This window comes from Limnobacter sp., assembly GCF_043511195.1.
GTDB lineage: Bacteria > Pseudomonadota > Gammaproteobacteria > Burkholderiales > Burkholderiaceae_B > Limnobacter.
In genome coordinates this window covers 1669141-1695518 of sequence record NZ_CP121330.1, presented here as the reverse complement: position 1 = coordinate 1695518, position 26378 = coordinate 1669141, and the positions used below count along the sequence as shown (strand labels likewise).

At 52.4% G+C, this 26378-nt stretch carries 28 protein-coding genes; 17 read left to right on the top strand and 11 right to left on the bottom strand.

Annotated elements, in window-relative coordinates; genetic code table 11:
- Nucleotides 1-17: 17 nt before the first annotated feature.
- Together rpmB and rpmG are read left to right on the top strand one after the other, a co-directional pair.
- Nucleotides 18-251, top strand: a complete 234-nt coding sequence (rpmB, locus tag P0D43_RS08135; protein ID WP_008253404.1) for a 50S ribosomal protein L28 — start codon at nucleotides 18-20, stop codon at nucleotides 249-251.
- Between the two features lie 13 nt (nucleotides 252-264).
- Nucleotides 265-432, top strand: a complete 168-nt coding sequence (gene rpmG, locus P0D43_RS08130) for a 50S ribosomal protein L33 (RefSeq protein WP_008253405.1) — start codon at nucleotides 265-267, stop codon at nucleotides 430-432.
- A gap of 370 nt (nucleotides 433-802) precedes the next feature.
- Here the strand turns inward: rpmG and P0D43_RS08125 are convergent, their stop codons facing one another.
- From P0D43_RS08125 to purN, 3 genes are all read right to left on the bottom strand, one after another.
- On the bottom strand, nucleotides 803-1996 hold the full coding sequence (locus tag P0D43_RS08125; protein WP_159568451.1) for a fatty acid desaturase: 1194 nt from the start codon (nucleotides 1994-1996) through the stop codon (nucleotides 803-805).
- Nucleotides 1997-2128: 132 nt separating this feature from the next.
- On the bottom strand, nucleotides 2129-3475 hold the full coding sequence (locus tag P0D43_RS08120) for an RsmB/NOP family class I SAM-dependent RNA methyltransferase (RefSeq protein WP_159568450.1): 1347 nt from the start codon (nucleotides 3473-3475) through the stop codon (nucleotides 2129-2131).
- Between the two features lie 17 nt (nucleotides 3476-3492).
- Nucleotides 3493-4134: a phosphoribosylglycinamide formyltransferase gene (gene purN / locus P0D43_RS08115; protein ID WP_394672118.1), complete on the bottom strand. Its 642-nt coding sequence runs from the start codon at nucleotides 4132-4134 to the stop codon at nucleotides 3493-3495.
- 104 nt (nucleotides 4135-4238) lie between these two features.
- On the opposite strand from purN, the gene P0D43_RS08110 reads away from it, so the two are divergent.
- From P0D43_RS08110 to P0D43_RS08085, 6 genes are read left to right on the top strand one after another with little or no spacing between them, the layout of a single operon-like run.
- Nucleotides 4239-5195, top strand: coding sequence for a bifunctional riboflavin kinase/FAD synthetase (locus P0D43_RS08110; protein WP_159568448.1), 957 nt, complete (start codon nucleotides 4239-4241; stop codon nucleotides 5193-5195).
- 6 nt (nucleotides 5196-5201) lie between these two features.
- Entirely contained in the window at nucleotides 5202-7997 is a 2796-nt protein-coding gene (gene ileS / locus P0D43_RS08105; protein WP_394672117.1) for an isoleucine--tRNA ligase, read from the top strand.
- Between the two features lie 4 nt (nucleotides 7998-8001).
- A complete protein-coding gene (gene lspA, locus P0D43_RS08100; RefSeq protein WP_394673715.1) occupies nucleotides 8002-8544 on the top strand; it encodes a signal peptidase II in 543 nt (180 codons plus the stop codon).
- 12 nt (nucleotides 8545-8556) lie between these two features.
- Nucleotides 8557-9804: a bifunctional phosphopantothenoylcysteine decarboxylase/phosphopantothenate--cysteine ligase CoaBC gene (coaBC, locus tag P0D43_RS08095; protein ID WP_394672116.1), complete on the top strand. Its 1248-nt coding sequence runs from the start codon at nucleotides 8557-8559 to the stop codon at nucleotides 9802-9804.
- Nucleotides 9805-9817: 13 nt separating this feature from the next.
- Nucleotides 9818-10270 carry a dUTP diphosphatase gene (gene dut / locus P0D43_RS08090; protein WP_371717146.1) on the top strand — a complete coding sequence of 151 codons (453 nt, stop codon included), beginning with the start codon at nucleotides 9818-9820 and terminating at the stop codon, nucleotides 10268-10270.
- Between the two features lie 56 nt (nucleotides 10271-10326).
- A complete protein-coding gene (locus P0D43_RS08085; RefSeq protein ID WP_394672115.1) occupies nucleotides 10327-11478 on the top strand; it encodes a diguanylate cyclase domain-containing protein in 1152 nt (383 codons plus the stop codon).
- 93 nt (nucleotides 11479-11571) lie between these two features.
- Here the strand turns inward: P0D43_RS08085 and clpA are convergent, their stop codons facing one another.
- Both clpA and clpS read right to left on the bottom strand, forming a co-directional pair.
- On the bottom strand, nucleotides 11572-13896 hold the full coding sequence (gene clpA, locus P0D43_RS08080) for an ATP-dependent Clp protease ATP-binding subunit ClpA (protein WP_159568444.1): 2325 nt from the start codon (nucleotides 13894-13896) through the stop codon (nucleotides 11572-11574).
- A complete protein-coding gene (gene clpS / locus P0D43_RS08075) occupies nucleotides 13893-14201 on the bottom strand; it encodes an ATP-dependent Clp protease adapter ClpS (protein WP_159568443.1) in 309 nt (102 codons plus the stop codon). The genes clpA and clpS overlap by 4 nt, the downstream gene beginning before the upstream one ends.
- Before the next feature lie 363 nt (nucleotides 14202-14564).
- Between clpS and P0D43_RS08070 the strand changes: the two genes are divergently transcribed.
- Nucleotides 14565-14786 carry a cold-shock protein gene (locus P0D43_RS08070; protein ID WP_008252332.1) on the top strand — a complete coding sequence of 74 codons (222 nt, stop codon included), beginning with the start codon at nucleotides 14565-14567 and terminating at the stop codon, nucleotides 14784-14786.
- An 81-nt stretch (nucleotides 14787-14867) separates the two neighbouring features.
- Here the strand turns inward: P0D43_RS08070 and icd are convergent, their stop codons facing one another.
- Nucleotides 14868-16115: an NADP-dependent isocitrate dehydrogenase gene (gene icd, locus P0D43_RS08065; protein WP_159568442.1), complete on the bottom strand. Its 1248-nt coding sequence runs from the start codon at nucleotides 16113-16115 to the stop codon at nucleotides 14868-14870.
- Nucleotides 16116-16276: 161 nt separating this feature from the next.
- On the opposite strand from icd, the gene P0D43_RS08060 reads away from it, so the two are divergent.
- Nucleotides 16277-16768: a DUF192 domain-containing protein gene (locus P0D43_RS08060; RefSeq protein WP_394672114.1), complete on the top strand. Its 492-nt coding sequence runs from the start codon at nucleotides 16277-16279 to the stop codon at nucleotides 16766-16768.
- A gap of 79 nt (nucleotides 16769-16847) precedes the next feature.
- Here the strand turns inward: P0D43_RS08060 and sodB are convergent, their stop codons facing one another.
- Together sodB and xseA are read right to left on the bottom strand one after the other, a co-directional pair.
- Nucleotides 16848-17429, bottom strand: a complete 582-nt coding sequence (sodB, locus tag P0D43_RS08055; protein ID WP_159568441.1) for a superoxide dismutase [Fe] — start codon at nucleotides 17427-17429, stop codon at nucleotides 16848-16850.
- Nucleotides 17430-17506: 77 nt separating this feature from the next.
- Nucleotides 17507-18874: an exodeoxyribonuclease VII large subunit gene (gene xseA, locus P0D43_RS08050; protein WP_159568440.1), complete on the bottom strand. Its 1368-nt coding sequence runs from the start codon at nucleotides 18872-18874 to the stop codon at nucleotides 17507-17509.
- 300 nt (nucleotides 18875-19174) lie between these two features.
- Between xseA and P0D43_RS08045 the strand changes: the two genes are divergently transcribed.
- From P0D43_RS08045 to adk, 6 genes are all read left to right on the top strand, one after another.
- Nucleotides 19175-19789: a MotA/TolQ/ExbB proton channel family protein gene (locus tag P0D43_RS08045; protein ID WP_159568439.1), complete on the top strand. Its 615-nt coding sequence runs from the start codon at nucleotides 19175-19177 to the stop codon at nucleotides 19787-19789.
- Nucleotides 19790-19799: 10 nt separating this feature from the next.
- A complete protein-coding gene (locus tag P0D43_RS08040) occupies nucleotides 19800-20228 on the top strand; it encodes a biopolymer transporter ExbD (protein ID WP_236550786.1) in 429 nt (142 codons plus the stop codon).
- On the top strand, nucleotides 20225-21295 hold the full coding sequence (lpxK, locus tag P0D43_RS08035; RefSeq protein WP_394672113.1) for a tetraacyldisaccharide 4'-kinase: 1071 nt from the start codon (nucleotides 20225-20227) through the stop codon (nucleotides 21293-21295). The genes P0D43_RS08040 and lpxK overlap by 4 nt, the downstream gene beginning before the upstream one ends.
- Nucleotides 21276-21452, top strand: a complete 177-nt coding sequence (locus P0D43_RS08030) for a Trm112 family protein (RefSeq protein WP_159568436.1) — start codon at nucleotides 21276-21278, stop codon at nucleotides 21450-21452. The genes lpxK and P0D43_RS08030 overlap by 20 nt, the downstream gene beginning before the upstream one ends.
- A 5-nt stretch (nucleotides 21453-21457) precedes the next feature.
- Complete coding sequence (kdsB, locus tag P0D43_RS08025) at nucleotides 21458-22219, top strand: 3-deoxy-manno-octulosonate cytidylyltransferase (RefSeq protein WP_394672112.1); 762 nt, start codon at nucleotides 21458-21460, stop codon at nucleotides 22217-22219.
- Nucleotides 22220-22393: 174 nt separating this feature from the next.
- Nucleotides 22394-23047, top strand: coding sequence for an adenylate kinase (gene adk / locus P0D43_RS08020; protein WP_159568434.1), 654 nt, complete (start codon nucleotides 22394-22396; stop codon nucleotides 23045-23047).
- A 43-nt stretch (nucleotides 23048-23090) separates the two neighbouring features.
- On the opposite strand, the gene murJ is transcribed toward adk, so the two are convergent.
- Nucleotides 23091-24650 (bottom strand): murein biosynthesis integral membrane protein MurJ, encoded by a 1560-nt coding sequence (gene murJ, locus P0D43_RS08015; RefSeq protein ID WP_159568433.1) that lies wholly within the window; start codon nucleotides 24648-24650, stop codon nucleotides 23091-23093.
- Between the two features lie 75 nt (nucleotides 24651-24725).
- On the opposite strand from murJ, the gene rpsT reads away from it, so the two are divergent.
- Entirely contained in the window at nucleotides 24726-24992 is a 267-nt protein-coding gene (gene rpsT, locus P0D43_RS08010) for a 30S ribosomal protein S20 (RefSeq protein ID WP_159568432.1), read from the top strand.
- Nucleotides 24993-25119: 127 nt separating this feature from the next.
- Here the strand turns inward: rpsT and P0D43_RS08005 are convergent, their stop codons facing one another.
- A complete protein-coding gene (locus P0D43_RS08005; RefSeq protein ID WP_159568431.1) occupies nucleotides 25120-25443 on the bottom strand; it encodes a DUF3579 domain-containing protein in 324 nt (107 codons plus the stop codon).
- A gap of 102 nt (nucleotides 25444-25545) precedes the next feature.
- Complete coding sequence (gene folE2, locus P0D43_RS08000) at nucleotides 25546-26376, bottom strand: GTP cyclohydrolase FolE2 (protein ID WP_159568430.1); 831 nt, start codon at nucleotides 26374-26376, stop codon at nucleotides 25546-25548.
- Between the last annotated feature and the right edge of the window lie 2 nt (nucleotides 26377-26378).

The window sequence follows — 26378 nt, the reverse complement described above, 5'->3', positions numbered from 1 at the left end:
AATTTTTTGGGGTCATCATGGCTCGCGTATGTCAAGTAACGGGTAAGCGCCCGATGGTTGGAAACAAAGTTTCCCATGCCAACAACAAAACAAAACGTCGTTTCCTGCCTAACTTGCAGTCACGCAAGTTCTGGGTTGAAAGCGAAAACCGCTGGGTTCGCCTGCGTCTAACTAATAACGCCCTGCGCACTATCGACAAAAACGGCATTGACGCCGTTCTGGCCGATCTTCGTGCACGTGGCGAAATCTAAGCAGGAGTAAATCATGGCTAAAGGTGGTCGCGAAAAAATCAAACTCGAATCTTCCGCTGGTACTGGTCACTTCTATACAACGACCAAGAACAAGCGCACGAAGCCCGAGAAAATTGAAATCATGAAATACGATCCAGTGGTTCGTAAGCATGTGTCATACAAAGAAACCAAGTTGAAGTAACTCAACCTACTTCGCTGTTTCTACAGAAACCCGCTACTGAAATTCAGAGCGGGTTTTTTGTTGGCCACTGCTTCGGCGAGGCTTAATAGTTGATGTAGATGTGGCTTGGGTGATTTGCAGCAGCGTTGCATCATCCAGCCGATTCAAGATCAAGTCGCCCGCTTGATTCGCAGCGAGGGGCGATTGCGAAGCAAGCGATGCGAAGACGCTTTGGCGTTTCGCATGCCCCAAGCCAGAATCAAAAGCGGGGAATTCGACTTGGATCTTGGCAGGATGAGTAGCGCTGCTGCAAATCACCCCCCTGCAAACTACCCACAAAAAAAGCCGCTGATTCTCACCAGCGGCTTTCACAAATCAAACAACTTCCAAATTACGCTGCGTAGCGACGAATCCGGATCGACATGTCTTCCAGCCAGCGAATTCCGCTTTGCTCAGCACGCTCACACCAGGCTTGCAACTGAACCAACATTTGCTCACGGCTCAAGTTGGTTTTCTCCCAAATCTGGCGAAGCTCTGCGCGCATTTCAACCAAAGTGTTGATCATCTTGGATTGAGCGCACAGCTGGGCCAATTCGGCACGCTGCACATCGCACAGCTTGCTCTCGTCGATCGACAACAGCTTGGTGCCCTTGGACAACACCTTACGCTCTTGTGCGTTGGCTGCTTTTTGCTTCAATGCAGCCACTTCCGAGCGGAAAGCCTTGCGCATGGAACTGGCATAACGCGCCATCACATCGTAGCGGTGATTCACAACTGCCTGAACAGTGACCAAACTAAGCACCGGCTTGCTTTCAGACGAAAACTTCGGTGACTCAGCCACTTTTTTCACCTTGGCCAGGCCAAGGAAGCTGAAAATCTTGATGTACATCCAGCCAATGTCGAACTCGTACCACTTGTTGCTCAACTTGGCTGAAGTGGCGTGCGTGTGGTGGTTGTTGTGCAACTCTTCACCACCGATCAGGATACCGAAGGGTGAAATATTGCGGCTTGCATCAGGGCAATCGAAATTGCGGTAACCCCAATAGTGACCAATGCCGTTGATAACGCCAGCGGCCAGCACAGGGATCCACAACATTTGAATCGCCCAAATACTTACACCAGGAAAACCAAACAGGATAAAACTGAGCACCAAGGTAAAGCCCACGCCTTGCCACGGGAAACGCTCGTACACCTGAAACTCCAAAAAGTCGCTCGGTGTACCGTGGCTGTATTTGGCCAGGGTTTCAGTGTTCTTGGATTCACTACGGTATAGCTCAGCACCGCGCCAGAATACAGTTTTCAAGCCACGGGTTTGCGGGCTGTGGGGGTCATCGGGTGTTTCGCACTTGGCGTGGTGCTTGCGGTGAATGGCCGCCCATGCACGGGTGCTCATGCCGGTGGTCAACCACAACCAGGCGCGGAAAAAATGCGCCAGAGCTGGGTGCACTTCCAAGGCACGGTGGGCCTGGCAACGATGCAGGTACACGGTTACCGCCACAATGGTGATGTGGGTCACGATCAGGGTGTAAATCACCATTTGGCCAATGCTGGCACCGGTAATACCCGAGGTCAAAAATTCAATCATATTCACTAACTCTCAACAGGTCGTATTTCAAAGGTTACGGCCATCTCAATTTGCTTCTGAAGGAGCCGTATCATATTTTCAGTGTACAAGTGTACTTTTAAAGTCGGAACAGATTTGGAATTTATATTCAGTTCAGGCTTTGGACCGTTGTAACACTGCTGCAAAGAAGCCGTCGGATTCACCATCCTCTGGCCACAATCGAAGCATGTCGTCAGTCGTGTTCGCCTTGACAGGCCGTTCTCCAGGGTTCAACACTTCAGTCCAGCGGCGAAGCCGGAATTCCGGATGACTTTCCAGGAACGCGTTGACAATGTCTTCGTTCTCATCGCGAAGTACACTGCATGTGATGTAAACAAGCCGACCATCGGGCTTTACCAATTTGGCTGCATGCTCGATGATGGATTTTTGCTTCGCGGTCAATTCTGCCAGACTCTGCAAGTTCTGTCTAAACTTAAGATCCGGGTTACGCCGTAAGGTTCCCATGCCGCTGCAAGGCACATCGGTGACCACACGGTCTGCCTTGCCAAAATACTTGTTCAGTCGCGGGTCAGCTTCGTCGTTGATGACCATGGTGTAAAAGTTGCTCAATCCAGAGCGTGCCGCGCGGGGCTTGAACTTCACCAAACGCTTCTCTGAAGTATCCAGCGCAACAATACGGCCGGTGTTTTTCATTTGCGCACCAATGGCCAGGGTTTTACCGCCAGCACCTGCGCAAAAATCAACCACCAAATCGCCGCGGCGCGGGGCCACAAGGCGGCTAACCCACTGGCTGCCAGCGTCTTGCACCTCGAAATAACCCTCTTGGAACACTTCCGTTTTGCCCACGATAGGCTTGCCCACAGCGCGCAAACCTTCCGGCAAACCTTCAATCGGGTTCACTTGAATACCCATATTGGTCAATGCCGCCAGCAAATCGGTGGTGCTGGCCTTCACGGTATTCACGCGCAAATCCAGTGGAGCAGCACTCAACACTGCCTGCGAGAACGACTCCGCCCTGTCCTGCCCGAATTGCTCAGCCAGCTTGGTGTAAAACCACTCAGGCAAACAGGTGCGGGCTTCAACACCCAGGTCATCGGCTGAAATATTGATGACTCGGCTTAGCCACTCATTGTCGGCTTGCTTGCCGGCCGACCAGATTTGCTCAGGCGCGCCCGACCACAACAAGGCCAGCTTGGCTTGGCGAACCACAGAAGGACCCTCGCCCGACTGTGCCAAGTGGTTAATTCTGTAGCGATAGCGCAACCAGCAGTACACAGCCTCCGCCACCATGGGGCGATCTCGCCCACCCAGCTCGGGATGGTCTTTGAAAAACCGGGAAATTGCCGCGTCTGCCGGGCCTTCGAACTGGGCCAGCAAATCAATCAACTGGGCCACGGTGCTAACCAGGCCATAACGCGATTGGGCGCCCTGGCGCTCTACCTTGGTTTCGCGCCGTTTAACTGGCTTTCGAAATGGGGTGTTTTTAGTGGAGCCGACCATATACTTGTATTTCCTGATTATTGAATTGCGTGGACCAGGGCTGTGGCCAAAGTGCCATGCAGTTTCCCGTCCACCATTTTAATTTGCCCGCTGGCCAAAGCTGCCAGTGCACGGGGGTAAATTTGATGCTCCAGTGCCAATACGCGAGTCGCCAGGCTTTCTGCCGTGTCTTCGGGCATCACCTGCAACAGCGCTTGGTCCACAATGGGGCCGTGATCGAGTTCAGGTGTGACCAAATGAACTGTGACACCATGCACCCGCACACCTGCGTCCAATGCTTGCTGGTGAGTTTTCAGGCCAGGGAACGCGGGAAGCAACGAAGGATGAATGTTGACCAAGCACCCCGAATAACGATTCACAAAACCTGCTGTCAACACCCGCATGAACCCTGCCAACACCACCCAGTCCGGCTGATACTGATCGATCAAACCAGCCAATGCTGCATCAAAGACTTCTCGGCTTTCGTATTCGGTGTGATCAAGAACGGCCGTGTCGAGCCCCGCCGATTGCGCCAAAGCCAAGCCAGCCGCGGCTGGGCGGTTGGAAATGACTGCTCGAATTTGGTAGGCCCCGGTCTGTTTGGCGTGATCGATCAGGGCATTCAAGTTTGAACCTCGCCCCGAGATCAAAATGACGACGGAAGGTGTGGAATTTTGCATGGCGCGAGTTTATCACTGTGCGGGCGAAAAAGCCCTATTTTTCACCATTCAGGCCTTATAATGACCGGTTGTTTTGCAACCACTAAAGAGCCGACACACTCGGTATGAAAATCATTCGCCGCCCCCGGCCACACACATTTGCCAAGGGCACTGCGCTCACCATTGGAAACTTCGACGGCGTTCACTCCGGCCATGCCGAGTTGTTCCGCCGTGTGGTGTCCGCCGCACACGCGCAAGGTTTGGTGCCCACCGTGGTGACTTTGCACCCGCACCCGAAAGAATTTTTCAATCCGGCTTTCAAACTTGACCGCATTTCAACACTTCGAGACCGAATCATTGAAATGAAGCGTTGTGGTATTGAACAAGTGTGCATTTTGCCCTTCGACAAACACATGGCCAGCTTAAGCCCCGAGGCCTTTGTTCAGGAAGTGCTGCTGAAGCAATTGAATGCCAAACAGGTTTGGGTCGGCGACGACTTCCGGTTTGGTGCCAAGCGGGCGGGCGATTTCACCATGCTGAAAGGCTTGGGCGACTCCCTGGGCTTCACAGTCAACGACCTTGCCGAAGTTCAAAACAACGGCAGCCGCGTTTCCAGCTCCAATATTCGCGAAGCCCTGAAGGCTGGAGACATCGCAAAGGCCACACACATGCTCGGGCACCCTCTGGTTTACTCCGGGCACATTGTTCACGGCAAAAAACTGGGGCGTACGCTGGGCTTTCCCACCATGAACCTGCGTATTGCAGGGCGGGCCAGTGCCCTTACCGGTATTTTGGCGGTGTGGGTGCATGGTCTGGAAGAACACCCACTGCCCGCCGTAGCCAGCATGGGAGTGCGCCCTACTGTTGAACAATCCGATCAAATTTTGCTGGAAACATTCATTCCAGACTGGCAAGGCAATGCCTACGGCAAGTTGCTGCGCCTCGAGGTGTTGGCGCACATTCGCCCAGAGCAACACTTCGATTCACTCGATACGATGGTTGAGCAAATGCACAAAGACACGACACAAGCCATGACTTTGCTGGCCGCCAACCAACCCCAGATTTCAAATACAGGCTGCTAACCCGACATGGATTACAAGAACACACTGAACCTGCCCGACACCCCCTTCCCCATGCGCGGCAACCTGCCGGCAAGGGAACCGAACTGGGTTGAACAATGGTGCAAGGAAGACCTGTACAAGGTGATTCGCCAGTCCAAGGCTGGCAAGCCAAAGTTCGTACTGCACGATGGCCCACCCTATGCCAACGGCGATATTCACATTGGCCACGCTGTCAATAAAATCCTGAAAGACATCATCGTGAAATGCCGTTGCCTGGCCGGTTACGACGCACGTTACGTACCCGGCTGGGACTGCCACGGCATGCCGATTGAAATTCAAATCGAAAAAACCCACGGCAAGGGCAAGCCCACACTGGAAGTACAAGAGAAAAGCCGCGCCTACGCCACTGAGCAAATTGAACGGCAGAAAAAGGACTTCATTCGCTTGGGCGTGCTGGCCGACTGGGAGAACCCTTACAAAACCATGAATTTTGGCAACGAGGCGGATGAACTTCGCGCCCTGGGCAAGATCATGGAAAAAGGTTACGTGTTCCGCGGCCTGAAACCCGTGAACTGGTGTTTCGATTGCGGCTCTGCCCTGGCTGAAGCCGAGGTGGAATACAAAGACAAACAGGACATCGCAGTCGATGTGGGGTTCGCTTTCAACGCAGAGAACCTCGACAAACTTGCAGCCGCTTTCAATGTGCCACTGGCCACCCTGCAAGCCAAACCTGGGCAGTTGGTGATCTGGACCACAACCCCCTGGACCCTGCCTGCCAACCAGGCGCTGAACATGCACCCGGAACTGGTGTACAGCCTGGTGGATGTGGGTAGCAAGTATTTGTTGCTGGCGCAAGAACGTGTGAAGCCCTGCCTTGAAAGCTATGAACTGGAAGGTTCTGAGATTGCCACCGCTTCAGGTGCCAAGCTTGAAGGCGTTGCTTTTCATCATCCCTTCTACGATCGCCTAAGCCCGGTGTACTTGGCTGACTATGTGAGTACCGATACAGGTACCGGCATTGTGCATTGCTCGCCCGCCTATGGCGTAGACGACTTCTTGACCAGCAAAGCTTATGGTCTGAAAGACGCCGACATCATCAACCCAGTCATGGGCAATGGTGTGTACGCTGACTCCCTGCCCTTCTTTGGTGGGCTGCACATCTGGAAAGCCAACCCGCTGATCGTCGAGAAAATGATTGAACTGGGATCGCTCATCAAACAGGTGAAGTTCGGCCACAGCTACATGCATTGCTGGCGCCACAAAACCCCCATCATTTATCGAGCCACTTCGCAATGGTTTGCCGGCATGGACGTGCATTCCATTGATGGCAGCGGCAGCTTGCGGGAAAAAGCACTTGCGGGCGTTGAAGCCACCGAATTTTTCCCGGCCTGGGGCAAAGCTCGCCTGCATGCCATGATTGCCAACCGGCCCGATTGGACCCTCTCGCGTCAACGCCAGTGGGGTGTACCCATGGCTTTTCTGGTGCATCGCGAAACCGGTGAATTACACCCACGCACACCCGAGCTGATCGAGACCATTGCCCAACTCATCGAGAAACAAGGCATTGAAGCCTGGCAACACCTGTCTGTTGAAGACTTGATCGGTGAGCAAGCAAAGGACTACATCAAGAACCCCGACACACTGGATGTGTGGTTCGACTCGGGCACAACGCACGAAACGGTGTTGCGTGGCAGCCATGCCGATGAAAGTCACTTTCCCGCCGACCTGTACCTTGAAGGCTCCGACCAACACCGAGGCTGGTTTCATTCTTCATTGCTCACCAGCTGCATGATCAATGGTGTTCCGCCCTACAAAGCCCTGCTCACCCACGGTTTTGTGGTCGATGGCCAGGGTCGCAAAATGAGCAAATCAGTGGGCAATGTGATTGCGCCCCAACAGGTGTCCGACAAAATGGGCGCTGAAATTTTGCGCCTGTGGGTGGCCAGCACTGATTACTCTGGCGAACTGACCATTTCAGATGAAATTTTGAAACGGGTGGTTGAAAGCTATCGACGCATTCGCAACACCCTGCGTTTTTTGTTGGCCAATATTTCTGATTTCGACTTCGCCACTGAAGCAGTTCCCACCGAAGAACTGGCCGAAGTGGATCAATACGCACTCACGCTGCTCGCTAAATTGCAAAGCGAATGCGAAGCGCATTACACGAAGTACGAGTTCCACCCCATTGTCAGCAAGCTTCAAATTTTCTGTTCCGAGGATTTGGGCGCGTTTTACCTGGACGTGTTGAAAGACCGCCTGTACACCACTGGCGGGAATTCCAAAGCACGCCGCAGCGCGCAAACCGCGCTGTATCACATTACACATTCGCTACTACGCCTCATGGCGCCTATTCTCAGCTTCACAGCCGAAGCGGCTCGTGAAGTGATGGGTAATGTGGAGCCATCCATTTTCTGCAATGAGTTTTACAAAGTACCCGGCGTGGACAACGCTGATGAACTTGGTACCAAATGGGCCGAACTGCTGGCGCTGCGTGCGGGTGTGGTCAAAGAACTGGAAAACCTGCGCACCGATGGCAAAATTGGCTCGTCCCTGCAGGGCACCGCAACGCTTCATTTGCCAGCCAACCTTTACAAAGCCGCCGCAAGCCTGGGCGATGACCTGAAATTCCTGTTCATTGTTTCCAAAATTGAAACTGTTCAAGCCGCTGAGGAGAAAATTGAAGTGGGTATTGCCGAAGGTGAAAAGTGCGAGCGTTGCTGGCATGTGCGACCCGACACGGGTGCCGACCCCGAACACCCTGGCATCTGTGGCCGCTGTGTAAGCAACCTGTTTGGTGAAGGCGAGGTGCGCAACCATGTCTAAACCCATGCCAAGAAAACCAGCCAGGGCAACCACTGCTTTGAAACCACCCAAAAAATCCATTCTTCCCTGGATCGGCTTTTCATTGCTGCTTATTTTGATCGATCAAATCAGTAAACTTTGGGTTCAATCACGCCTTGATTTGGGCGCCGTAGTTGAAATCACAAGTTTTTTCAATTTGGTCTACGTGCTTAATCCGGGTGCTGCATTCAGCTTTCTGGCCGACCAGGCGGGCTGGCAAAAGCACTTTCTATCGGCTGTGGCAGTCATCGCGTCCATCGTCATTCTGTTCATGATGCGCTCCTCCAGCCATCGCAAATTCGCAATGTTCTGCCTGGCCTGTATTTTGGGCGGAGCGATCGGCAATTTGATTGACCGTGTTGCACACGGTGCGGTCATCGACTTTCTCGATTTTTATGTCGGCAATTACCACTGGCCTGCGTTCAACGTGGCCGACATTACAATTACCATAGGTGCAATCGGCTTGATCATTGATGAGCTGTTCTTTAACAAAGAACACAAAGCCGCCAAACCCGAAAAAAGCGAATAAGGTTTTCAGCCCATGCGCCCAATCGAATTGCCACAGCTTCCCGGTTTAAACCAACTGCGCGTGGTGTTGGGTGTGTGTGGCGGCATTGCGGCCTACAAGTCTGCTGAGCTGGTTCGCCTGCTTGTCAAACAAGGCTGCTCAGTTCAAGTGGTCATGACTGAATCGGCAACCCGGTTTATTGCCCCACTCACCTTTCAGGCGCTCTCTGGCAAAACAGTACACGTGTCGCAATGGCCGTTAGAACACAACGATCAACTGAGCGCCGACCGTGGCATGCCGCACATCGACATCAGCCGCAATGCCGATTTCTTGTTGATCGCACCCTGCACTGCCAATTCCATGGCCAAATATGCACACGGCTTTGCCGACAATCTGCTGGATAACCTGGTATTGGCCCGCAACTGCCCAATGGCCATTGCGCCTGCCATGAACGTGGAAATGTGGAACAACCCAGCCACCCAGCGCAATGTAAGCCAGTTAAAACATGATGGCGTGCATGTATTTGGTCCTGCAGCGGGCGAACAAGCCTGCGGCGAGGTGGGTAGCGGCCGCATGCTGGAACCCTTTGAAGTGGTGCTTGAGCTGGCCCGTGCAGTCAACCCCAAACCACTGGCAGGCAAAAAAGTGTTGTTAACTGCTGGGCCCACATTCGAAGCCATCGACCCGGTGCGCGGCATCACCAATCGCTCTAGCGGAAAAATGGGATACGCCCTTGCACAGGCTGCCTGGTTCATGGGTGCTGAAGTCAATTTGGTAAGCGGCCCCACCGCCCTGCCCGCACCCTATGGCGTGCGCATGTTGTCTGTTCAATCGGCCAAACAGATGCATGCCGCTGTGTTCAGCCAAATTGAGCAAAGCGACCTGTTTGTTGGTGTAGCGGCAGTGGCCGATTATGGTGTTAAAAATCCAAGCACGCACAAGCAGAAAAAACAGAATGATCAGCCTGCTGGCTTGCACATGGAATTCGAACTGAACCCGGACATACTTGCGGAAGTGGGTGCGTTCGCCGGTACAAGCAAAAAGCCGCTGACAGTGGTCGGCTTTGCCGCGGAGACAGAAAATCTCGATGAATACGCAAGTCGCAAGCTGGACAGCAAAAAAGCGCAATTCATTGTCGGCAATCTGGCGCAACATGCCTTGGGCGCGGATCACACCGAACTGACTATTTACAGCAAGAAACTCAAGCCTGAACACTTGGGTAGCATGAACAAGCTTGAAGCTGCACAAACCCTATTGACCTTCATTTCCAAATATTCCTGAACCTACACACTCCATGAAAATTCAAGTTGAACTGAAAGTTCTCGACCCACGCATGCAAGATCAACTGCCCGCCTACGGCACACCTGGCAGCGCGGGTATCGACCTGCGTGCCTGCCTGGGCGAAGCACTAACCTTACAACCAGGGCAGGCCGAACTCGTGCCCACAGGGCTTTCCATGTACATCGGCGACCCCAATTACTGCGCCACCATTCTGCCTCGTTCCGGTTTAGGACATAAAAAAGGTTTGGTACTCGGTAACCTCGTGGGTCTGATCGATTCCGACTACCAGGGCCCGCTCATGGTCTCGGCCTGGAACCGCAGCCTGGTGCCAGTGACCATTGAACCCATGGAACGAATTGCCCAACTGGTCATACTGCCAGTTGCACATGCTGACTTCAAAGTGGTCAGCGACTTTACGCCCAGCGAACGCGGAGAAGGCGGATTCGGCAGTACCGGAACACGCTAGGGAACCTACCCACAAAGTTTTGCCACTGAGTGTCATTGTGAATCATTAGGAAAACAATGGACTCAGGGGGCAGCGGACCAAGCGCAACCACAGGCCGCACATGGTGGGTTCATGCAATCAAACACCTGCGCCCCTGTTCAGAAAAAACCATCCGCTATTTTTGGTTGATACTCTGCGCCATTCTGGCCGCAGTTGCCTTGTTCAATTACAGCCAGGCGCATCAAATTCAAGGTGAACTGGCCCAAAGAAGACTTCTTGAAATTTCATTGCAGGATCTGATCGTACAAAGCACTGCCTTGCATCATCTTGGCAATCAGCACACCTATGAAACAAAACTTGGCCTGGAAACACGTGGATATAGTTCGCCCCAAGAATTACTGAATCAACTTGCCGCCAGATTGGCAGTGATCGAGGCCATTAACCCCCACAGCGGCTTGACGGTGTCAGCTTCCAGCCTTCGAGAACACCTGATCGTGATGGATCAGCAACTTGCCCGGCTTGGCCGACCCGACCCCAAACGCATCGAGCTTTGGTTAATTGAGCTTGGGGTATTCAATGTCACCTTGAAAAACGATGCCAAGGTAGCCGACGACAAGGTCAATCAATTACAACGCAACAACTTGATACTGCCACTCATCGTATTGCTTCATTCCGTGAGTTTTGTCAGCCTGACACTGTGGCGCCAATCAACATTGCGCAAGCGTTTCGCAATTGAACTGCTTCACCTCAGCAACCAGGCTCGCACCGATCCACTCACAGGCCTGCTCAATCGCCGGGGCTGGCAAGACCTTAGCAGCGCATACCTGCGAAAAATGCAAAGGGAAAATCAACTGCAAGGCAGCGTGGCCATTATCGATATCGATTACTTCAAGCAATACAACGACACCTTTGGTCACGAAGCCGGAGATATACGGCTTCGCGAATTTGCTGAAACATTGAGAAGCAATTTCAGACCTGTCGACCTGATTGCCCGCGTTGGAGGCGAGGAATTCGCAGTGCTGCTACCCAACTGCACTGCCGACGACACACAAAGAATTGTCGATAGAATCCGCTTGAACGGGAATTGCACGGTCGGGTTTTCAGCCGGTATTTGCAATATTGCGCACCTTGACAGCATTGACCGCACAATGGCTGAAGCTGATCAGGCACTGTACCAAGCCAAAAACAAGGGAAGAAATCGCAGTTGCCTGGGGAAGGTGAGCAGTTAGCACCTACAAACACGCAGCCGCAAAAGAAAATGCCTGAGTAGACCCCCACAAGGGCACTCAGGCATGCTGTTGGGTCAGCTGTTTAGGTGTGTGTTAGTCCACCGCCACTTCGGTGCCACTTTCAGACTCTTGGCCCGATGAGCCTTCGTCAAAAGTCAGCGACACTTGGTCGTTTTCTTCATCGTGGTCCACAGTCACCTTGCCACCGTTCACTAACTTGCCAAACAACAGTTCGTCGGCCAAAGCTTTTCGAATGGTGTCCTGGATCAAGCGCTGCATTGGGCGAGCACCCATCAACGGGTCGAAACCCTTTTTGGCCAGGTGTGTGCGCAATTCATCGGTGAATACAGCATCCACTTTCTTCTGGTGCAATTGTTCTTCAAGCTCCATCAGGAACTTGTCGACCACACGAAGAATAATTTCTTCATCAAGCGCACGGAAGGAAATCACTGAATCCAGACGATTTCGGAATTCCGGGCTGAACATGCGCTTGATGTCTTCCATCTCGTCGCCCTGCACCTTCGATTCCATGAAGCCAATACCGCGCTTGGTCAAAGCCTCCGCCCCCGCATTGGTGGTCATGATAATGATCACGTTACGGAAGTCGGCTTTGCGGCCGTTGTTGTCGGTCAGCGTGCCGTTGTCCATCACCTGAAGCAGAATGTTGAACACGTCCGGGTGGGCCTTTTCGATTTCATCAAGCAGCAACACGCAATGTGGCTTCTTGGTAATGGCCTCGGTCAGCAAACCGCCCTGATCAAAACCAACATAACCGGGAGGCGCACCAATCAAGCGTGATACGGCGTGGCGTTCCATGTATTCCGACATGTCAAAACGCAGCATCTCGATACCAAGGACAAATGCCAACTGCTTGGCCACCTCGGTTTTGCCCACACCAGTGGGGCCGCTGAACAGGAATGAACCAATTGGCTTGTCGGCCTTGCCCAAACCGGCACGCGACATTTTGATCGCGTTGGCCAGCGCATCAATGGCTGGATCCTGACCAAACACAGTGGCTTTCAGGTCGCGATCAAGCGTGGCCAGCTTGTTCCGGTCGTCGGTGTTGACCGACTGAGGCGGAATGCGGGCGATTTTCGACACGATATCCTCAATGTCGCCTTTGGTAATTGTTTTACGTTGTTTGCTTTTCGGCAAAATACGTTGAGCCGCACCGGCTTCATCGATCACGTCAATGGCCTTGTCGGGCAAATGGCGATCGTTGATGAATTTGGCAGACAATTCTGCAGCGGCAGAAATCGCAGCGCTTGAGTACTTCACGCCATGGTGGTCTTCAAAGCGACTTTTCAGGCCACGCAGAATTTCAATGGTTTGCTCCACGGTGGGCTCAGACACATCAATTTTCTGGAAGCGGCGTGACAGCGCGTGGTCTTTCTCGAAAATGCCACGGTACTCGGTGAAGGTGGTCGCGCCGATGCATTTCAACTGACCTGACGACAAAGCAGGCTTTAGCAGGTTAGATGCGTCCAGCGTGCCGCCCGAAGCCGAGCCTGCGCCGATCAAAGTGTGAATTTCATCGATGAACAACACCGAGTCTGGATTGGCTTTGAGCTGCTTCAATACTGCTTTCAAGCGCTGTTCAAAATCGCCGCGGTATTTGGTACCCGCCAGCAGTGCGCCCATGTCCAGCGAATGCACTTGGGCACTGCTCAAGATCTCGGGTACATCACCCTGCACGATTCTCCATGCCAGGCCTTCAGCAATCGCGGTTTTACCCACACCAGCTTCGCCCACCAACAGCGGGTTGTTCTTGCGGCGGCGACACAGCACCTGAATGACGCGCTCAACTTCCTGCTCACGACCAATCAGGGGATCAATTTTTCCTTCCTTGGCCAAGGCATTCAGATTCTGCGTGTACTGATCCAAGGGCGACTGCTTGTCACCCACGGTTTGCGCAGTCTCCGCTTCCTGTTCCGGATTCTCGTTTTGAGCATTTTCGGGCTTCGGTGCGGGTGTCTGTGGTGTTTTGGTAATGCCATGGGAAATGTAATTCACCACATCCAAACGCGTAATGCCTTGCTGGTGCAAGTAGTACACGGCGTGGGAATCCTTTTCACCGAAAATTGCAACCAGTACGTTGGCGCCGGTCACTTCCTTCTTGCCATTCGAGGTGCTTTGAACATGCATGATGGCGCGCTGAATAACGCGCTGGAACCCAAGTGTTGGCTGGGTGTCCACTTCATCCTGACCTGTCACCACAGGGGTGTTGTCCTTGATGAAGTTTTGCAGGTTCTTGCGAATTTCCTCAACATCAGCGGAGCAGGAACGAAGCACCTCTGCTGCGGACGGATTGTCCAGCAAGGCCAATAACAGGTGCTCTACTGTGATGAATTCATGCTTTTGCTGACGTGCGTCAACAAATGCCATGTGCAAACTTACTTCCAATTCTTGCGCAATCATGTTTCCTCCATCACGCACTGCAGCGGGTGTTGATGCTGCTTTGCGAAACCGCATACCATTTCGACTTTTGTCGAGGCGATGTCCTTGGGATATACCCCACAGACCCCTTTGCCTTCTCGATGCACTTTCAGCATGATCTGGGTGGCCTGTTCCCTTCCCTTTCCAAAAAACTTCTGCAAAACAATCACGACGAACTCCATGGGGGTGTAGTCATCGTTCAAGAGCACGACTTGATACATCGGGGGCAGCTTCGCTTTTTGCGCCTGCGACTCTACGACTGTTGTTGGACTGTTTTGCGAACTCATAACTTCATTGTAATCACTTCTAAGGGGCACGCAACAAGGATTAGAGAGCAATACACTGCCTTTATTGAAGGCTAGAAAATTTTCCTGAAAATTCAATCAGCAACACGTCAAAAAATATGCAAACCCTCAGTCCAATTTGCAATTTTGGTCCCACTTGGTTAATCACCCAAAAAGCCGGATGTAACTAGATATAGACAGATACTGTCTATTACAAGGGGTAAACCCTGAAAAAATGTATCTATTGTATGGTTGACCCCAGCGTAAACAGGTCAAAGAATAGGAGTCAAGCTGGCTATGACTGGCGAGTTGTCGGAAAGTTCTTGCGTTCCGATCGAAGTATTGTTTTTTGAAGGAGGTTTCGCGATGGCGACCGGCACCGTAAAATGGTTCAATGATGCAAAGGGTTTTGGTTTTATTACTCCAGATCAAGGGAGTGATGAACTATTTGCCCACTTTTCAGCAATCCAGGCATCTGGATTCCGCACACTTAAAGAAGGTCAGAAAGTGACTTTTGAAGTGGTGGATGGACCAAAAGGTAAGCAGGCTCAGAACATCTCTGTAATGGACGCAACCAGCGCCGCCTGATAAGTAAAATAATCAAACCATCGATTAAGAAAAAAGCCGGCCCCAAGCCGGCTTTTTTCTTGGGGCAAACAGACGAATGCCTTACATGTGGTCGATCATGACCTGACCAAAGCCAGAACAGCTCACTTGCGTGGCGCCTTCCATCAAGCGTGCGAAGTCATATGTCACTTTCTTGGAAGAAATGGACTTCTCCATTGAACTGATGATCAGGTCAGCCGCTTCAACCCAACCCATGTGGCGCAACATCATTTCTGCAGACAAAATTTGCGAACCTGGGTTCACGTAATCTTTGCCCGCGTACTTGGGCGCCGTACCGTGTGTGGCTTCAAACATGGCGATGGAATCGGACAAGTTCGCGCCTGGGGCAATGCCAATACCGCCCACTTGTGCAGCCAACGCGTCGGAAATATAGTCGCCATTCAAATTCATGGTGGCGATTACGCTGTATTCAGCAGGGCGCAACAAGATTTGCTGCAAGAAGGCATCCGCGATCACGTCTTTGATTACGATATCGCCGTGAGCTGCCTTGATCTTCATCCAGGGGCCACCGTCCAGCAATTCTGCGCCAAACTCATTCTTGGCCAATGCATACGACCAGGCTGCAAATGCGCCTTCGGTGTACTTCATGATGTTGCCCTTGTGAACAATAGTCACAGAAGGCTTTTTGTTGTCGATCGCGTACTGGATTGCCTTGCGGAACAGGCGCTCGGTACCTTCCTTGGAAATGGGTTTAATACCAATACCCGAAGTTTCGGGGAAGCGAATTTTGCTCACGCCCATTTCTTCGCGCAAAAACTTGATCAGTTTTTGGGCCTTCTCAGTTTCGGCTTCGTATTCAATGCCTGCATAGATGTCTTCCGAGTTTTCACGGAAAATAACCATGTCGGTTTTGTGGGGCTCTTTCACCGGGCTGGGCACGCCAGTAAAGTAACGCACAGGGCGCAAGCACACATACAGATCAAGCTGCTGACGCAAGGCAACGTTAATGGAACGAATGCCACCACCTACTGGCGTGGTCAGCGGGCCTTTTACAGACACCACATATTCTTTCAACACTTCCAGGGTTTCTTCAGGCAGCCACACATCGGGGCCATACACCTTGGTGGACTTTTCACCGGCGTAAATTTCCATCCAGCTGATCTTGCGCTTGCCACCGTATGCTTTGGCCACAGCGGCGTCGACCACGTCGATCATCACTGGTGTAATGTCAAAGCCAGTGCCATCGCCTTCGATGTATGGAATGATGGGTTGATCGGGTACGCTCAACGAGTAATCACTATTGACCGTGATTTTTTCGCCGACTGATGGGACTTTAATGTGTTGGTACATGGTCTCTCCGCTGCTTCTCTGGTGTGTTAGAGGGAACACTCTAGTGTATCCCTTCACTACGAAAATCACAATTATTTCGCAATATGAAATTGCATTCCTTATTGCGCCAAGCCGTATAATAACGCCATCTTCTTTCAGATCTCTGACAGGAACCAGATTTCATGCACTTTGATCAAATGAACAATCACCGCGCCACATTCAGGCTGACACTGGCGGCGACCGCACTGGGCTTGGCTGCCTGCATAAGCAATGCGGCTGGACCGGTTCAGGCGCAATTGCCAATCGTACAGATTCGTGTGGGCGAACATGTCGTGAAAGCCGAGCTTGCCAACAGCGACCTAACCCGCCAAATTGGTTTGATGAACCGACAAAATCTAGGAAAAAACGCTGGGATGCTTTTTGTGTTCAAACACAGCGAAACCCAGTGCATGTGGATGAAAAACACGTTGATTGATCTCGATGTGGCCTTTGCAGACAGCAACGGAGTCATTCTGAATATTGAGCCAATGAAAGCCGGTACGGCAAATATTCACTGCTCCAGTGGCAGCGCCAGGTTTGCACTGGAAATGAATCAGGGCTGGTTCTCAAAACTCGGTATTGAGGCAGGCGAGCAGTTGCATCTGCCCGAACAAGCCAAGGACACACAACAATAACGAACATAAAAAAACCGACCCTTTGTTGCACATGCTGCACAACTCGAGGGTCGGTCTTCTCAATCTGATTTCGAAAAATTTAGCCTTCGAAATTCTTGGATGCAAATTCCCAGTTCACCAGGTTCCAGAAAGTCTCAACGTACTTGGGGCGGGCATTGCGATAGTCGATGTAGTAAGCGTGTTCCCACAAATCGCAGGTCAACAGGGGCTTGTCCTGGGTAGTCAACGGTGTGGCAGCGTTGCTGGTGTTCACAATGTCCACAGAACCATCTGCTTTTTTCACCAACCATGTCCAGCTGGAACCAAAATTACCGATTGCACTTTTTGTAAATGCTTCCTTGAATGCATCAAAGCTGCCGAATTTGGCATTGATTGCGTCAGCCAGTTTGCCGCTTGGTGCGCCGCCACCATTGGGTGACAGGCAATGCCAATAAAAAGTGTGGTTCCAGATTTGCGCTGCGTTGTTGAATACGCCGCCGGTCGACTTCTTGACGATGTCTTCCAGGCCAGAGTTTTCAAACTCAGTGCCCTTTACCAGGTTGTTCAGATTTGTAACGTAAGCAGCATGGTGCTTGCCGTAGTGGTATTCCAGTGTTTCTTTGGAAATATGGGGAGCCAGCGCGTCCATCGCGTAGGGCAGTTCGGGCAGTGTGTGTTGCATATCAGTATCCTCTCTCACTTCAATCAATACGAAAACTTCAGCTTGGGGCAAAACCCGGCATTTCAACCCCTCTGATTCTATCTTGATTTTTTGACATCCTTGTTGAACGTTCCGCGCAGCTCTGTTTTCTCGCGAACATTCACCACAATTTCCCCGTCAGCCAGGGTGGCGCGCAAACCATCGCCCGTTTGCACATCCGCCACAGAGCGAATCACCGTATCACGACCTTCTGGCTGCAAAAAAGCATAACCTCGCTCAAGGGTTCTTTGAGGGGAAACAGCCTCGACCACAGAACCCAAACGCTCGATGCTTGAATCAAATGCGGCCATGCGCCGTCGCTGAGCCGCCAAAAGCGCACTTTGCAGAAATTGAGTGCTTCGGCCCACCGAATTTTGCGAGGCCTCCATTTCAAGTGACATCGATTGCCACAAACCGCCAATCGAGTTGGACTGTTGCACCAGTCCACGCTCCACCAGCTTTGGCAAACGGCTACTGGCGTTACTCAAGCGTGACTCAAGAGAATTCAAATAAGCCGTGGGTGTCAGCAAGCCCAGCTCGGCACGATCCACGCGCTGAACCAGCATTTGAGCCCGGTGACGCAAGGCTTTGCGCAAGCCCATATGCAAACCTTGAATCTCGGCCAGCAATTCACGCGTAGGCCGGCTGATCAATTCAGCGGCGGCAGTCGGTGTTGCAGCACGCAAATCTGCGGCAAACTCGGCCAGCGTCACATCGGTTTCATGCCCCACCCCAACCACGATTGGCGTTTTACACGCCGCCACCGCGCGCACAACAGCCTCTACGTTGAAACACCACAGATCCTCCAGGCTACCACCGCCGCGGCAAAGCACAAGCGCCTGGTGACCTGCTTGGTCGGCCTTGCGCAAGGCCTCAATAATTTGCGCTGCCGCCTGCTCGCCCTGTACTGCGGTGTGATAAACGGAATATTCGACATGGGGCGCGCGCCGAGCCAGAGCCTGTTTTACATCGGCAAGCGCTGCGGCTTGCAAAGAGGTAATCACGCCAAGATTGAATACAACAGAAGGAAGTGAACGTTTGCGACCAGAATCGAACAAGCCTTCCTGGGTCAACTTGGTTTTCAGTTGCAAATACTGCTCATGCAAATTGCCCTGCCCGGCTTTCTTGATCACATCAACGATCAACTGCAGTTCGCCACGTTGCTCGTACATGGCCAGTTGGGCAAGCACCTCGACTTTGTCCCCCACAGCTGGAAAAAAGCCTGCAAGGACATTGCGTTGGCGGAACATGACCGCCTTCAATTGAGCAGATTCGTCTTTCAACGCCAAGTACCAATGCCCGGAAGAAGCACGGGTAAACGCCGCCACTTCGCCTTGAATCCGGATCGAACCAAATTCATTTCGAAGATGATCATTCAAGTGCCGCGCCAGTTGGCTGACCGAGAAAACTGTTTTTAAGTCAATCATTTATAGACCAAACTGGCTAAAAAACCAGAACATTTCCACATGCGATAACAAAAGATTACTTTCTGTGCAACATGCCCGGAACACAAGAGAAAAAACATAAGCAACTGATTACAAAAGAAAAAACAAACAAATTACAGTGCACAAAAAGTTCATTTTTCTTAAAAGCAGCTGATAATTCAAAAATTTGAGGGGCTTTTCCCCAAAGTTATCCACAATGAACAAATATTTCGACTTCTGCGCAATTTGTGTAATGTTGGTTTTTTCGCTAGAGTCCGTGTCTTACTGAATAGGAGTCTACTTGTGTGGTCAATCATTTCTGCGGCGGGCTGGCCAATTTGGCCTCTGATTTTTGGTTCGGTGGTCGCCTTGGCAATCATGCTGGAACGCATTTGGGCCTTACGCAAGAAGGACTTGATACCTGAAAATCTGGTGACCGATGTTTGCAAAACCCTCCCCCAGTTCAAAGACCGACAAAATATTGCCCGACTAGAGGCACACAGTGCGTTGGGTGGTTTGATGGCCGCAGGGCTTTCCGCGTTCTACAAGAACGAGAGCATTGAGACCGCGATGCAGGATAAATCAATCGGAATTCAAAACACGCTCGAGAAACACCTGGATGTGTTGTCCATGATTGCCAGCGCCGCCCCTTTGATGGGCTTGCTGGGCACGGTCATTGGCATGATCGAAATTTTTGCTGTTCAAGGTTCCGGGGCTCAAACGCCAGAAGCGATTGCCGCAGGTATTGCCGTGGCCCTCTACAACACCGCTTTCGGCTTGATCGTGGCCATTCCCGCCTTGGTCGCCTATCGACTGTTCCGGATCCGGATCAACAGCCTGCTCGATGACATGGGCGACTCGCTCAAGCCGTTTGAAGATTTGCTCAAACAGCACGCCAACTCGCGCAAACAGGCCTGAGGGGCGGGCATTGAGAATCAAGCGAAAAACAGGCACTGAAGCACCCGACATCAACCTCATTCCACTCATTGATGTGTTGTTGGTGATTGTTATCTTTTTGGTGGTGTCGACTACGTTCATGCAACCGAGCCAACTAGAGGTAGACCTGCCCGGCACCCAAAGCGCGAAGGAAGACACCACGCCGCCGGAAGCACTGCGAATACGAGTAGGTCGAGATGGCAATTACGCACTGGGTGCTCAAAGTGTACTGACCGAAACCCAATTGCGCACCGAGCTCAGCAAGACTTTGGCTGCGAAACCGGCTGGCGAAGAACGCAGGGCAATTGTGGAGGCCGACGCAGCAGCAACGCATCAATCAGTCGTGCTGGTCATGGACATGCTGGCCTCACTGGGCGTTGCAAGGGTATCGATCGCCACTGCCGGCGGCAAAGCCCCATGAACACCGGGAATCGCAAGGCCCAGGTTGAGTCGGGCTTGCTTCAGATTTGGTATGGCGAGCACAAGCCAAGCCTCATCGTCGGTCTGTCCTTAAGTTTGCTCGAATTGATTTACAAAAGCCTGCGCTGGGTGAGCAGACAAAACAAAAAATCGGCCGCTGCCAAAAAAGCCTGCAGACCTCCTGTGTTGGTTATTGGCAATCTGATTGCGGGTGGCGCCGGCAAAACCCCGATCGTGATGGCAGTGTGCCAACACTTTTTGGCGAATGGTCAGCAGGTCGGAATCGTCAGCCGTGGGTACGGTCGTTCAGCACAAACCCCCATGCTGATTGACCCCGCGCAGACACTGCCTGCAGCAAGTGAGGCAGGAGACGAGCCTCTCTTTTTAAGCCATGAAACCGGTTGCCCGGTGGCCGTGTGCGCCGATCGAAGCCAGGCGGTCAACCTTCTGTTGCGACACTTCCCCGATTTGAGTTTGATCGTGTCAGACGATGGTTTGCAACATCACCGCCTTGCCCGCCAACTTGAATGGGTTGTGTTTGATTCCCGCGCGCATGGCAATGGTCGCCTTCTGCCTGCTGGCCCTTTGCGAGAGCCACTCGCCAGACTCGACTCTGTGGATGCGGTGCTGTGCTCTAACATTGCACCGCAAGTGCTGAGCAAGGCACTGAACAGGCCGGTTCAAAACAATTGGCACGCCATACAGGTTCAACTGACAGGATTCAGTCAACTGAGCTCTGGCCTTTTCTTGACAATCGACCAAGCCAAGGAACACTGGAAAGGGCTGAAATTAGTGGCATTTACCGGAATGGGCAACCCGGAAAAATTGTTCGCTGCGCTTCGGTCTGCCGGCCTGAACCTGGATGCCAGCCATGGACTTCCGGATCATTTCAACTATCCTGAAGACTTTTGCGCACAGTTCATTCAACAGGTGCTGATCACAAGCGGCAAAGATGCCGTAAAATTGGATCATTCGAACCCAAAGGTGTGGGTGGCCGAGATAAGCGTCACACTGCCCCCCGCCCTGACACAAGCCCTAGAGGATTGCATTGGACCCACAATTGATTGATATCCTGGTTTGCCCCATCTGCAAAGGGCCACTTGTAAAACGGCCAAGCGACGGCTACCTGGTGTGCAAAGCTGACAAACTCGCATTTCCTGTGCGAGATGGAATCCCCATCATGCTGGTGGATCAGGCTGAACCCGTTTCAACTTCCAACCCTTAAGCCCCATGTTCAAAGCCGTCATTCCGGCCCGTCATGCATCCACCCGCCTGCCCGGCAAACCGCTACTCGACATTGCGGGCAAACCCATGGTGGTGCGCGTGGCTGAACAGGCCTTGAAGTCTGGATCCGACGAAGTGCTGGTGGCCACGGATCACCCTGACATTGAGACGGTGTGCAAAGCGCATGGCCTGCAGGTTGTCATGACGCGTGGTGACTGGCCAACCGGTACGGACAGAATTGCAGAAGTAGCCCAGATCAAAGGCTGGGCCGACGACACGGTGGTGGTGAACGTGCAGGGTGACGAACCCCTGATTGACCCTGCCCTGATTGACCTGGTGGCCAAAGCTTTGCTGGACGACGCGCAAGACATTGCGACGTGTGGGCACACCATCGACAACTGGGAAGAATTCAAGAACCCCAATGTGGTGAAGATCGCCATGCGGGAAGACGGTGAAGCGCTTTACTTTTCCCGGGCCCCGATTCCTTACCCGCGAGATGCGTATGCCTTGGAATCCTGGCCAACAGGTGCACCTGCAGGGCAGCTGGGTATTCGCCACATTGGCTTGTACGCCTACCGCGCCCGTTTTCTCAAGGTGTATCAAACACTGCCCCCAGCCCGAATCGAAGTGCTTGAATCACTTGAACAACTGCGGGCGCTGGCCAATGGCTTTCGTATAAAAGTGTGTATGATTCAGGATGCCCCGCTTCCCGGGGTAGACACCGTGCAAGACCTGGAAAAAGTCAGGACATTGTTCGGGTCTCGTTAAGGCTGAACGACCATGAAGAAATATTCGAGTCCGCCTGTGGGTAAGTTTTCTGCAAGTTGAACCACCCATAATCGCGAAGGCCTCGAATAAGAATAACCGGCCAAAAAACATTGCCTGTTGTAAACAACGCGTCTTGTACAACAGGCCAGCAGATTTAAAACTCTTGAGGCGACTATGCGTTTAATTCTATTGGGAGCGCCCGGTGCTGGTAAAGGCACGCAGGCGACATTCATCAAAGAAAAATTTGGCATTCCCCAAATTTCCACCGGCGACATGCTGCGCGCTGCAGTCAAAGCAGGCACCCCCTTGGGCATTGAGGCTAAAAAAGTCATGGACAGTGGCGGCCTGGTTTCAGACGAAATCATCATTAACCTGGTGAAAGAACGTTTGAAAGAATCCGACTGTGCCAATGGTTACTTGTTTGACGGCTTTCCCCGCACCATTCCACAAGCTGAGGCCATGAAAGAGGCTGGCGTAAAAATTGATTTCGTGCTGGAAATTGATGTTCCCCACGACGCAATCATTGATCGAATGAGCGGCCGCCGTACTCACCCTGCATCAGGCCGGACTTATCACGTTAAATTCAATCCCCCCAAACAGGAAGGCATTGATGACGTGACAGGCGAGCCTTTGGTTCAGCGTGACGACGACAAGGAAGAAACCGTCAAGAAGCGCCTTGAAGTGTATGAAAAGCAGACACGCCCCTTGGTGGACTACTATGGTCAATGGGCAGCCACAGGCGATGCCAATGCGCCCCAATACCGAAAAATTGCTGGTGTTGGCAGCGTTGAAGAAATCAAAGGCCGCGCCTTTGACGCATTGAAGTAATTCAAACCTGCTTGCAGCGCCCTGTTCGGGGTGCCGCAAGCAATCAAACTGCAGGCTTGCGAACCAAGCGCTTCGGATTCAAACCCAAAGCGGCCAATACAGCAAAATACACTGCACCACACACCCCGATTACTCCCAGTACAATACCAACCCGCAACAGCGGCGTTGAGGCCATTGCAAGCCAGTCAAATTGCTGATTCATGAACCACAGCGCGACACCCATGACCACGGCAGCCGCCAACACTTTGACAAAATAAACGGCCCAACCCGTTGATGGCGTGTACAAGCCACGCCTGCGCAGCCCCCAATACAGCACCCCAGCATTCAACAAAGCCCCTCCGCTGATGCTGAGCGGCAAACCCGCATGCCCCAGCAAAGGCACGGTGACAAGGTTCATGAGCTGGGTAGCCAGCACCACCGCAATGCCAATTTTTACCGGGGTGCGAATATCCTGCTTGGCATAAAAACCAGGGGCAAGAATTTTCACCAATACCAAACCTGCCAAGCCCAAGCTATAAGCGACAACGGCCTGACTGGTCATGGCCACATCATTGGCATCAAAACGGCCATAGTGAAACAGCAAGGCCACCAAGGCATCCGAGAACAGCCCCATGCCCACAGCGGCAGGCAGCACCAGTACAACGGTCAGGCGTAGCCCCCAGTCCATCAGGCGGGAATACTCCTCGTGACTGCGGGTGGCGGCTGCAGAAAGCGAAGGCAACAGCACGGTGCCCAAGGCAACCCCCAACAAGGCGGTGGGAAATTCCATCAAGCGGTCGCCATAAGAAATCCAGGACACACTGCCCTTGTCCAGATGTGATGCAATATTGGTATTGATGATCAAGCTGATTTGCGCCACAGACACCGCCAGGGTTGCAGGCACCATGTTCTTCAATACTCGACGAACCCGATCGTCCTGCCAGGCGGCTTTTATGGATCCAAATCCGGCAAACGGGTTGATCAAACACCCCGTGCGGGCCAATCCATACCAAAGCACAGCCACCTGCAACACACCACCAACCATGACAGCAATGGCAAATGCCTTGACCGCTTGATCAAAATAAGGGGCAAGTAGCAAGGCGCCCGCAATAAAGCTGACATTGAGCAACACCGGCGCAAAAGCAGGCAATGCAAATGATCGGAAGGTATTCAACAAGCCCGAGGCCAAGGCCACCATTGAAATTAAAAGGATGTACGGAAACATCCATTGGGTAAGCAGCACAGTCAGCTCAAACTGTTCGCTGCCTTGCTCCAAACCACTGGCCATGCCCATGACCACCCAGCTGCCGCCGAGAACACCCAACACAACAATCAACAACAAACAGAGAAACAGCAAGGAACTGACACGCCGCGCCAAATCGACTGCAGCCGCTTTGCCCTCGGTGGCGTTTGTTTGGGACAAAATCGGAATAAAGGCCTGCGAAAAAGCACCCTCGGCGAACAATCTGCGCAAAAGATTTGGAATTCTGAAAGCAATGAAAAAAGCGTCGGACTCCGCCCCAGCCCCCAAGAGGCGCGCGGTGATTGTCTCTCGGATCAGACCTGTTATCCGGGAGAGCATCGTCATGGCGCTGACTGCAGCGGCCGATTTCAATAAATTCATATAGTGATTGTGAAAGGGCTAGTATTTTGTTAAAATTGCGGGTTTTCGAATTCTACACCCTGGAACACAAGCAATATGGCCAATTCAGCACAGGCGCGCAAGCGCGCAAAACAAGCCGCCAAAGCAAATGCGCACAATTCTGCCATTCGCTCAGCGATGAGAACCGCGATTAAAAAAGTACGCGCTGCCGTTGATGCAGGCGACAAAGCCGCTGCACAAGCAGTGTATCGCGAAACAACCAGCATTCTGGATCGCGTGGCAGACAAAGACCTGGTCCACAAGAACAAGGCTTCGCGTAACAAGTCCCGCTTGTCTGCGCTCGTAAAAGGCATGGCCGCTTAAATTAGCGACCGGGAAAGCTGGTTCAGCTTTCCACCTGACGAAAAGTCCGTTTCACATGAAAAAGCCCCTTGATTTTGAAAAGGGGCTTTTTGTGTTTTCCGAAAATAAAGAAAGTGCCTTGCGCGCATTACTCCGGGTCGGGCAATAAGCAGGCGTCAAGCAGTTGCAAATCGTTGTCTCGTGCAAAATTCAATACGAAAGTCATCGCCATGGGCTCGATTTCGCGCAAGCGCTCGTCGATCACCACACATTTAATGTTGTTCATCAAGATAGGTTTGGCGTAGGGGCTGTAGGCCAAATGCTGCTGGCTCTGCTGGCGCCCAGGCGGGCGGTAGCAAGACAACACGCCGCACAGGCGCTCTGCCCAATCGGAAGGACGAAAAGGCCGCCCGCCTGACGTTAGTCCGAGAATAAAGAATTCCTTGGGCTTGACCTTGGGTGGTTCAGCCATAACCGAATAGCTCCTGAGGTGTACTCGCACCCCGACATTTATTTTGTGCGTATTGTCGGGGTTGATTCTTACAGCGTGCTGAAGAATCGATGAGAACTGGCTTTAAGCTCGATCTATACGTGCATACGCCGAGTGGTTGTGAATTGACTCGAAGTTTTCAGCTTCCACTGTGTACTGCCCCACCTGCGTGAATTTGTTCATGGCAATGGCAACATCGCGAACCAGGTCTTCAACAAACTTGGGGTTGTCGTAAGCGCGCTCTGTTACATACTTTTCGTCAGGGCGCTTGAGCAAACCATACAACTCACAAGAGGCCTGCTGCTCGATTGCCGAGATGAACTGAGCAATGTCCACATCGTCTTTCAACTGGACACGGGCTGTAACGTGCGAACGCTGGTTGTGCGCGCCGTACTCGGAGATTTTCTTGGAGCAGGGGCACAGGCTGGTCACAGGTACAACCACGGTAAGGTAAATGTCTTGACCTTGCTCGTTGGCAGAACCCTCCAGGGTCAACTGGTAATCCATCAAACTGGAAACACCGCTGATGGGCGCGACCTTGGACAGGAAGTAAGGCAACTCCATTTTGATGCGACCTGAAGGTGCACCCAGGCGCTGCAACATGTCAACCAACATGGCGCGGAAACCGCTCACGGTGAGCACAGCACCCTGTTGCTCTTCCAGCAAGGCGATGAAACGCGACATGTGCGTGCCTTTTTGATCGGCGGGCAGAAACACGGTCATTTCGAACTCGGCCACGGATGGCATGGGCTTTTGGCCCTGTAGTTCAATCAGAACTGGATATTTGACAGAACGAATACCCACCGATTGGATTGCAATGTGGCGGGTATCGATGGTGCTTTGGACATCGGGAATAGCCTGGTCGTTTGGATTGGTGGCCACGGCATTCTCCAAGCCTTTGTCACGTGTATTCATAA

Excerpts from the sequence above, each read along its gene's own strand:
- coaBC (WP_394672116.1), top strand. The coding sequence starts at position 8,557 with ATGCGCCCAATCGAATTGCCACAGCTTCCCGGTTTAAACCAACTGCGC.
- P0D43_RS08070 (WP_008252332.1), top strand. The coding sequence starts at position 14,565 with ATGGCGACCGGCACCGTAAAATGGTTCAATGATGCAAAGGGTTTTGGT.
- P0D43_RS08085 (WP_394672115.1), top strand. The coding sequence starts at position 10,327 with ATGGACTCAGGGGGCAGCGGACCAAGCGCAACCACAGGCCGCACATGG.
- P0D43_RS08110 (WP_159568448.1), top strand. The coding sequence starts at position 4,239 with ATGAAAATCATTCGCCGCCCCCGGCCACACACATTTGCCAAGGGCACT.
- rpmG (WP_008253405.1), top strand. The coding sequence starts at position 265 with ATGGCTAAAGGTGGTCGCGAAAAAATCAAACTCGAATCTTCCGCTGGT.
- murJ (WP_159568433.1), bottom strand. The coding sequence starts at position 24,650 with ATGAATTTATTGAAATCGGCCGCTGCAGTCAGCGCCATGACGATGCTC.
- lspA (WP_394673715.1), top strand. The coding sequence starts at position 8,002 with ATGCCAAGAAAACCAGCCAGGGCAACCACTGCTTTGAAACCACCCAAA.
- purN (WP_394672118.1), bottom strand. The coding sequence starts at position 4,134 with ATGCAAAATTCCACACCTTCCGTCGTCATTTTGATCTCGGGGCGAGGT.
- rpsT (WP_159568432.1), top strand. The coding sequence starts at position 24,726 with ATGGCCAATTCAGCACAGGCGCGCAAGCGCGCAAAACAAGCCGCCAAA.
- P0D43_RS08125 (WP_159568451.1), bottom strand. The coding sequence starts at position 1,996 with ATGATTGAATTTTTGACCTCGGGTATTACCGGTGCCAGCATTGGCCAA.
- kdsB (WP_394672112.1), top strand. The coding sequence starts at position 21,458 with ATGTTCAAAGCCGTCATTCCGGCCCGTCATGCATCCACCCGCCTGCCC.
- folE2 (WP_159568430.1), bottom strand. The coding sequence starts at position 26,376 with ATGAATACACGTGACAAAGGCTTGGAGAATGCCGTGGCCACCAATCCA.
- ileS (WP_394672117.1), top strand. The coding sequence starts at position 5,202 with ATGGATTACAAGAACACACTGAACCTGCCCGACACCCCCTTCCCCATG.
- rpmB (WP_008253404.1), top strand. The coding sequence starts at position 18 with ATGGCTCGCGTATGTCAAGTAACGGGTAAGCGCCCGATGGTTGGAAAC.
- P0D43_RS08060 (WP_394672114.1), top strand. The coding sequence starts at position 16,277 with ATGCACTTTGATCAAATGAACAATCACCGCGCCACATTCAGGCTGACA.
- sodB (WP_159568441.1), bottom strand. The coding sequence starts at position 17,429 with ATGCAACACACACTGCCCGAACTGCCCTACGCGATGGACGCGCTGGCT.
- lpxK (WP_394672113.1), top strand. The coding sequence starts at position 20,225 with ATGAACACCGGGAATCGCAAGGCCCAGGTTGAGTCGGGCTTGCTTCAG.
- dut (WP_371717146.1), top strand. The coding sequence starts at position 9,818 with ATGAAAATTCAAGTTGAACTGAAAGTTCTCGACCCACGCATGCAAGAT.
- P0D43_RS08005 (WP_159568431.1), bottom strand. The coding sequence starts at position 25,443 with ATGGCTGAACCACCCAAGGTCAAGCCCAAGGAATTCTTTATTCTCGGA.
- icd (WP_159568442.1), bottom strand. The coding sequence starts at position 16,115 with ATGTACCAACACATTAAAGTCCCATCAGTCGGCGAAAAAATCACGGTC.
- P0D43_RS08120 (WP_159568450.1), bottom strand. The coding sequence starts at position 3,475 with ATGGTCGGCTCCACTAAAAACACCCCATTTCGAAAGCCAGTTAAACGG.
- clpS (WP_159568443.1), bottom strand. The coding sequence starts at position 14,201 with ATGAGTTCGCAAAACAGTCCAACAACAGTCGTAGAGTCGCAGGCGCAA.
- xseA (WP_159568440.1), bottom strand. The coding sequence starts at position 18,874 with ATGATTGACTTAAAAACAGTTTTCTCGGTCAGCCAACTGGCGCGGCAC.
- clpA (WP_159568444.1), bottom strand. The coding sequence starts at position 13,896 with ATGATTGCGCAAGAATTGGAAGTAAGTTTGCACATGGCATTTGTTGAC.
- adk (WP_159568434.1), top strand. The coding sequence starts at position 22,394 with ATGCGTTTAATTCTATTGGGAGCGCCCGGTGCTGGTAAAGGCACGCAG.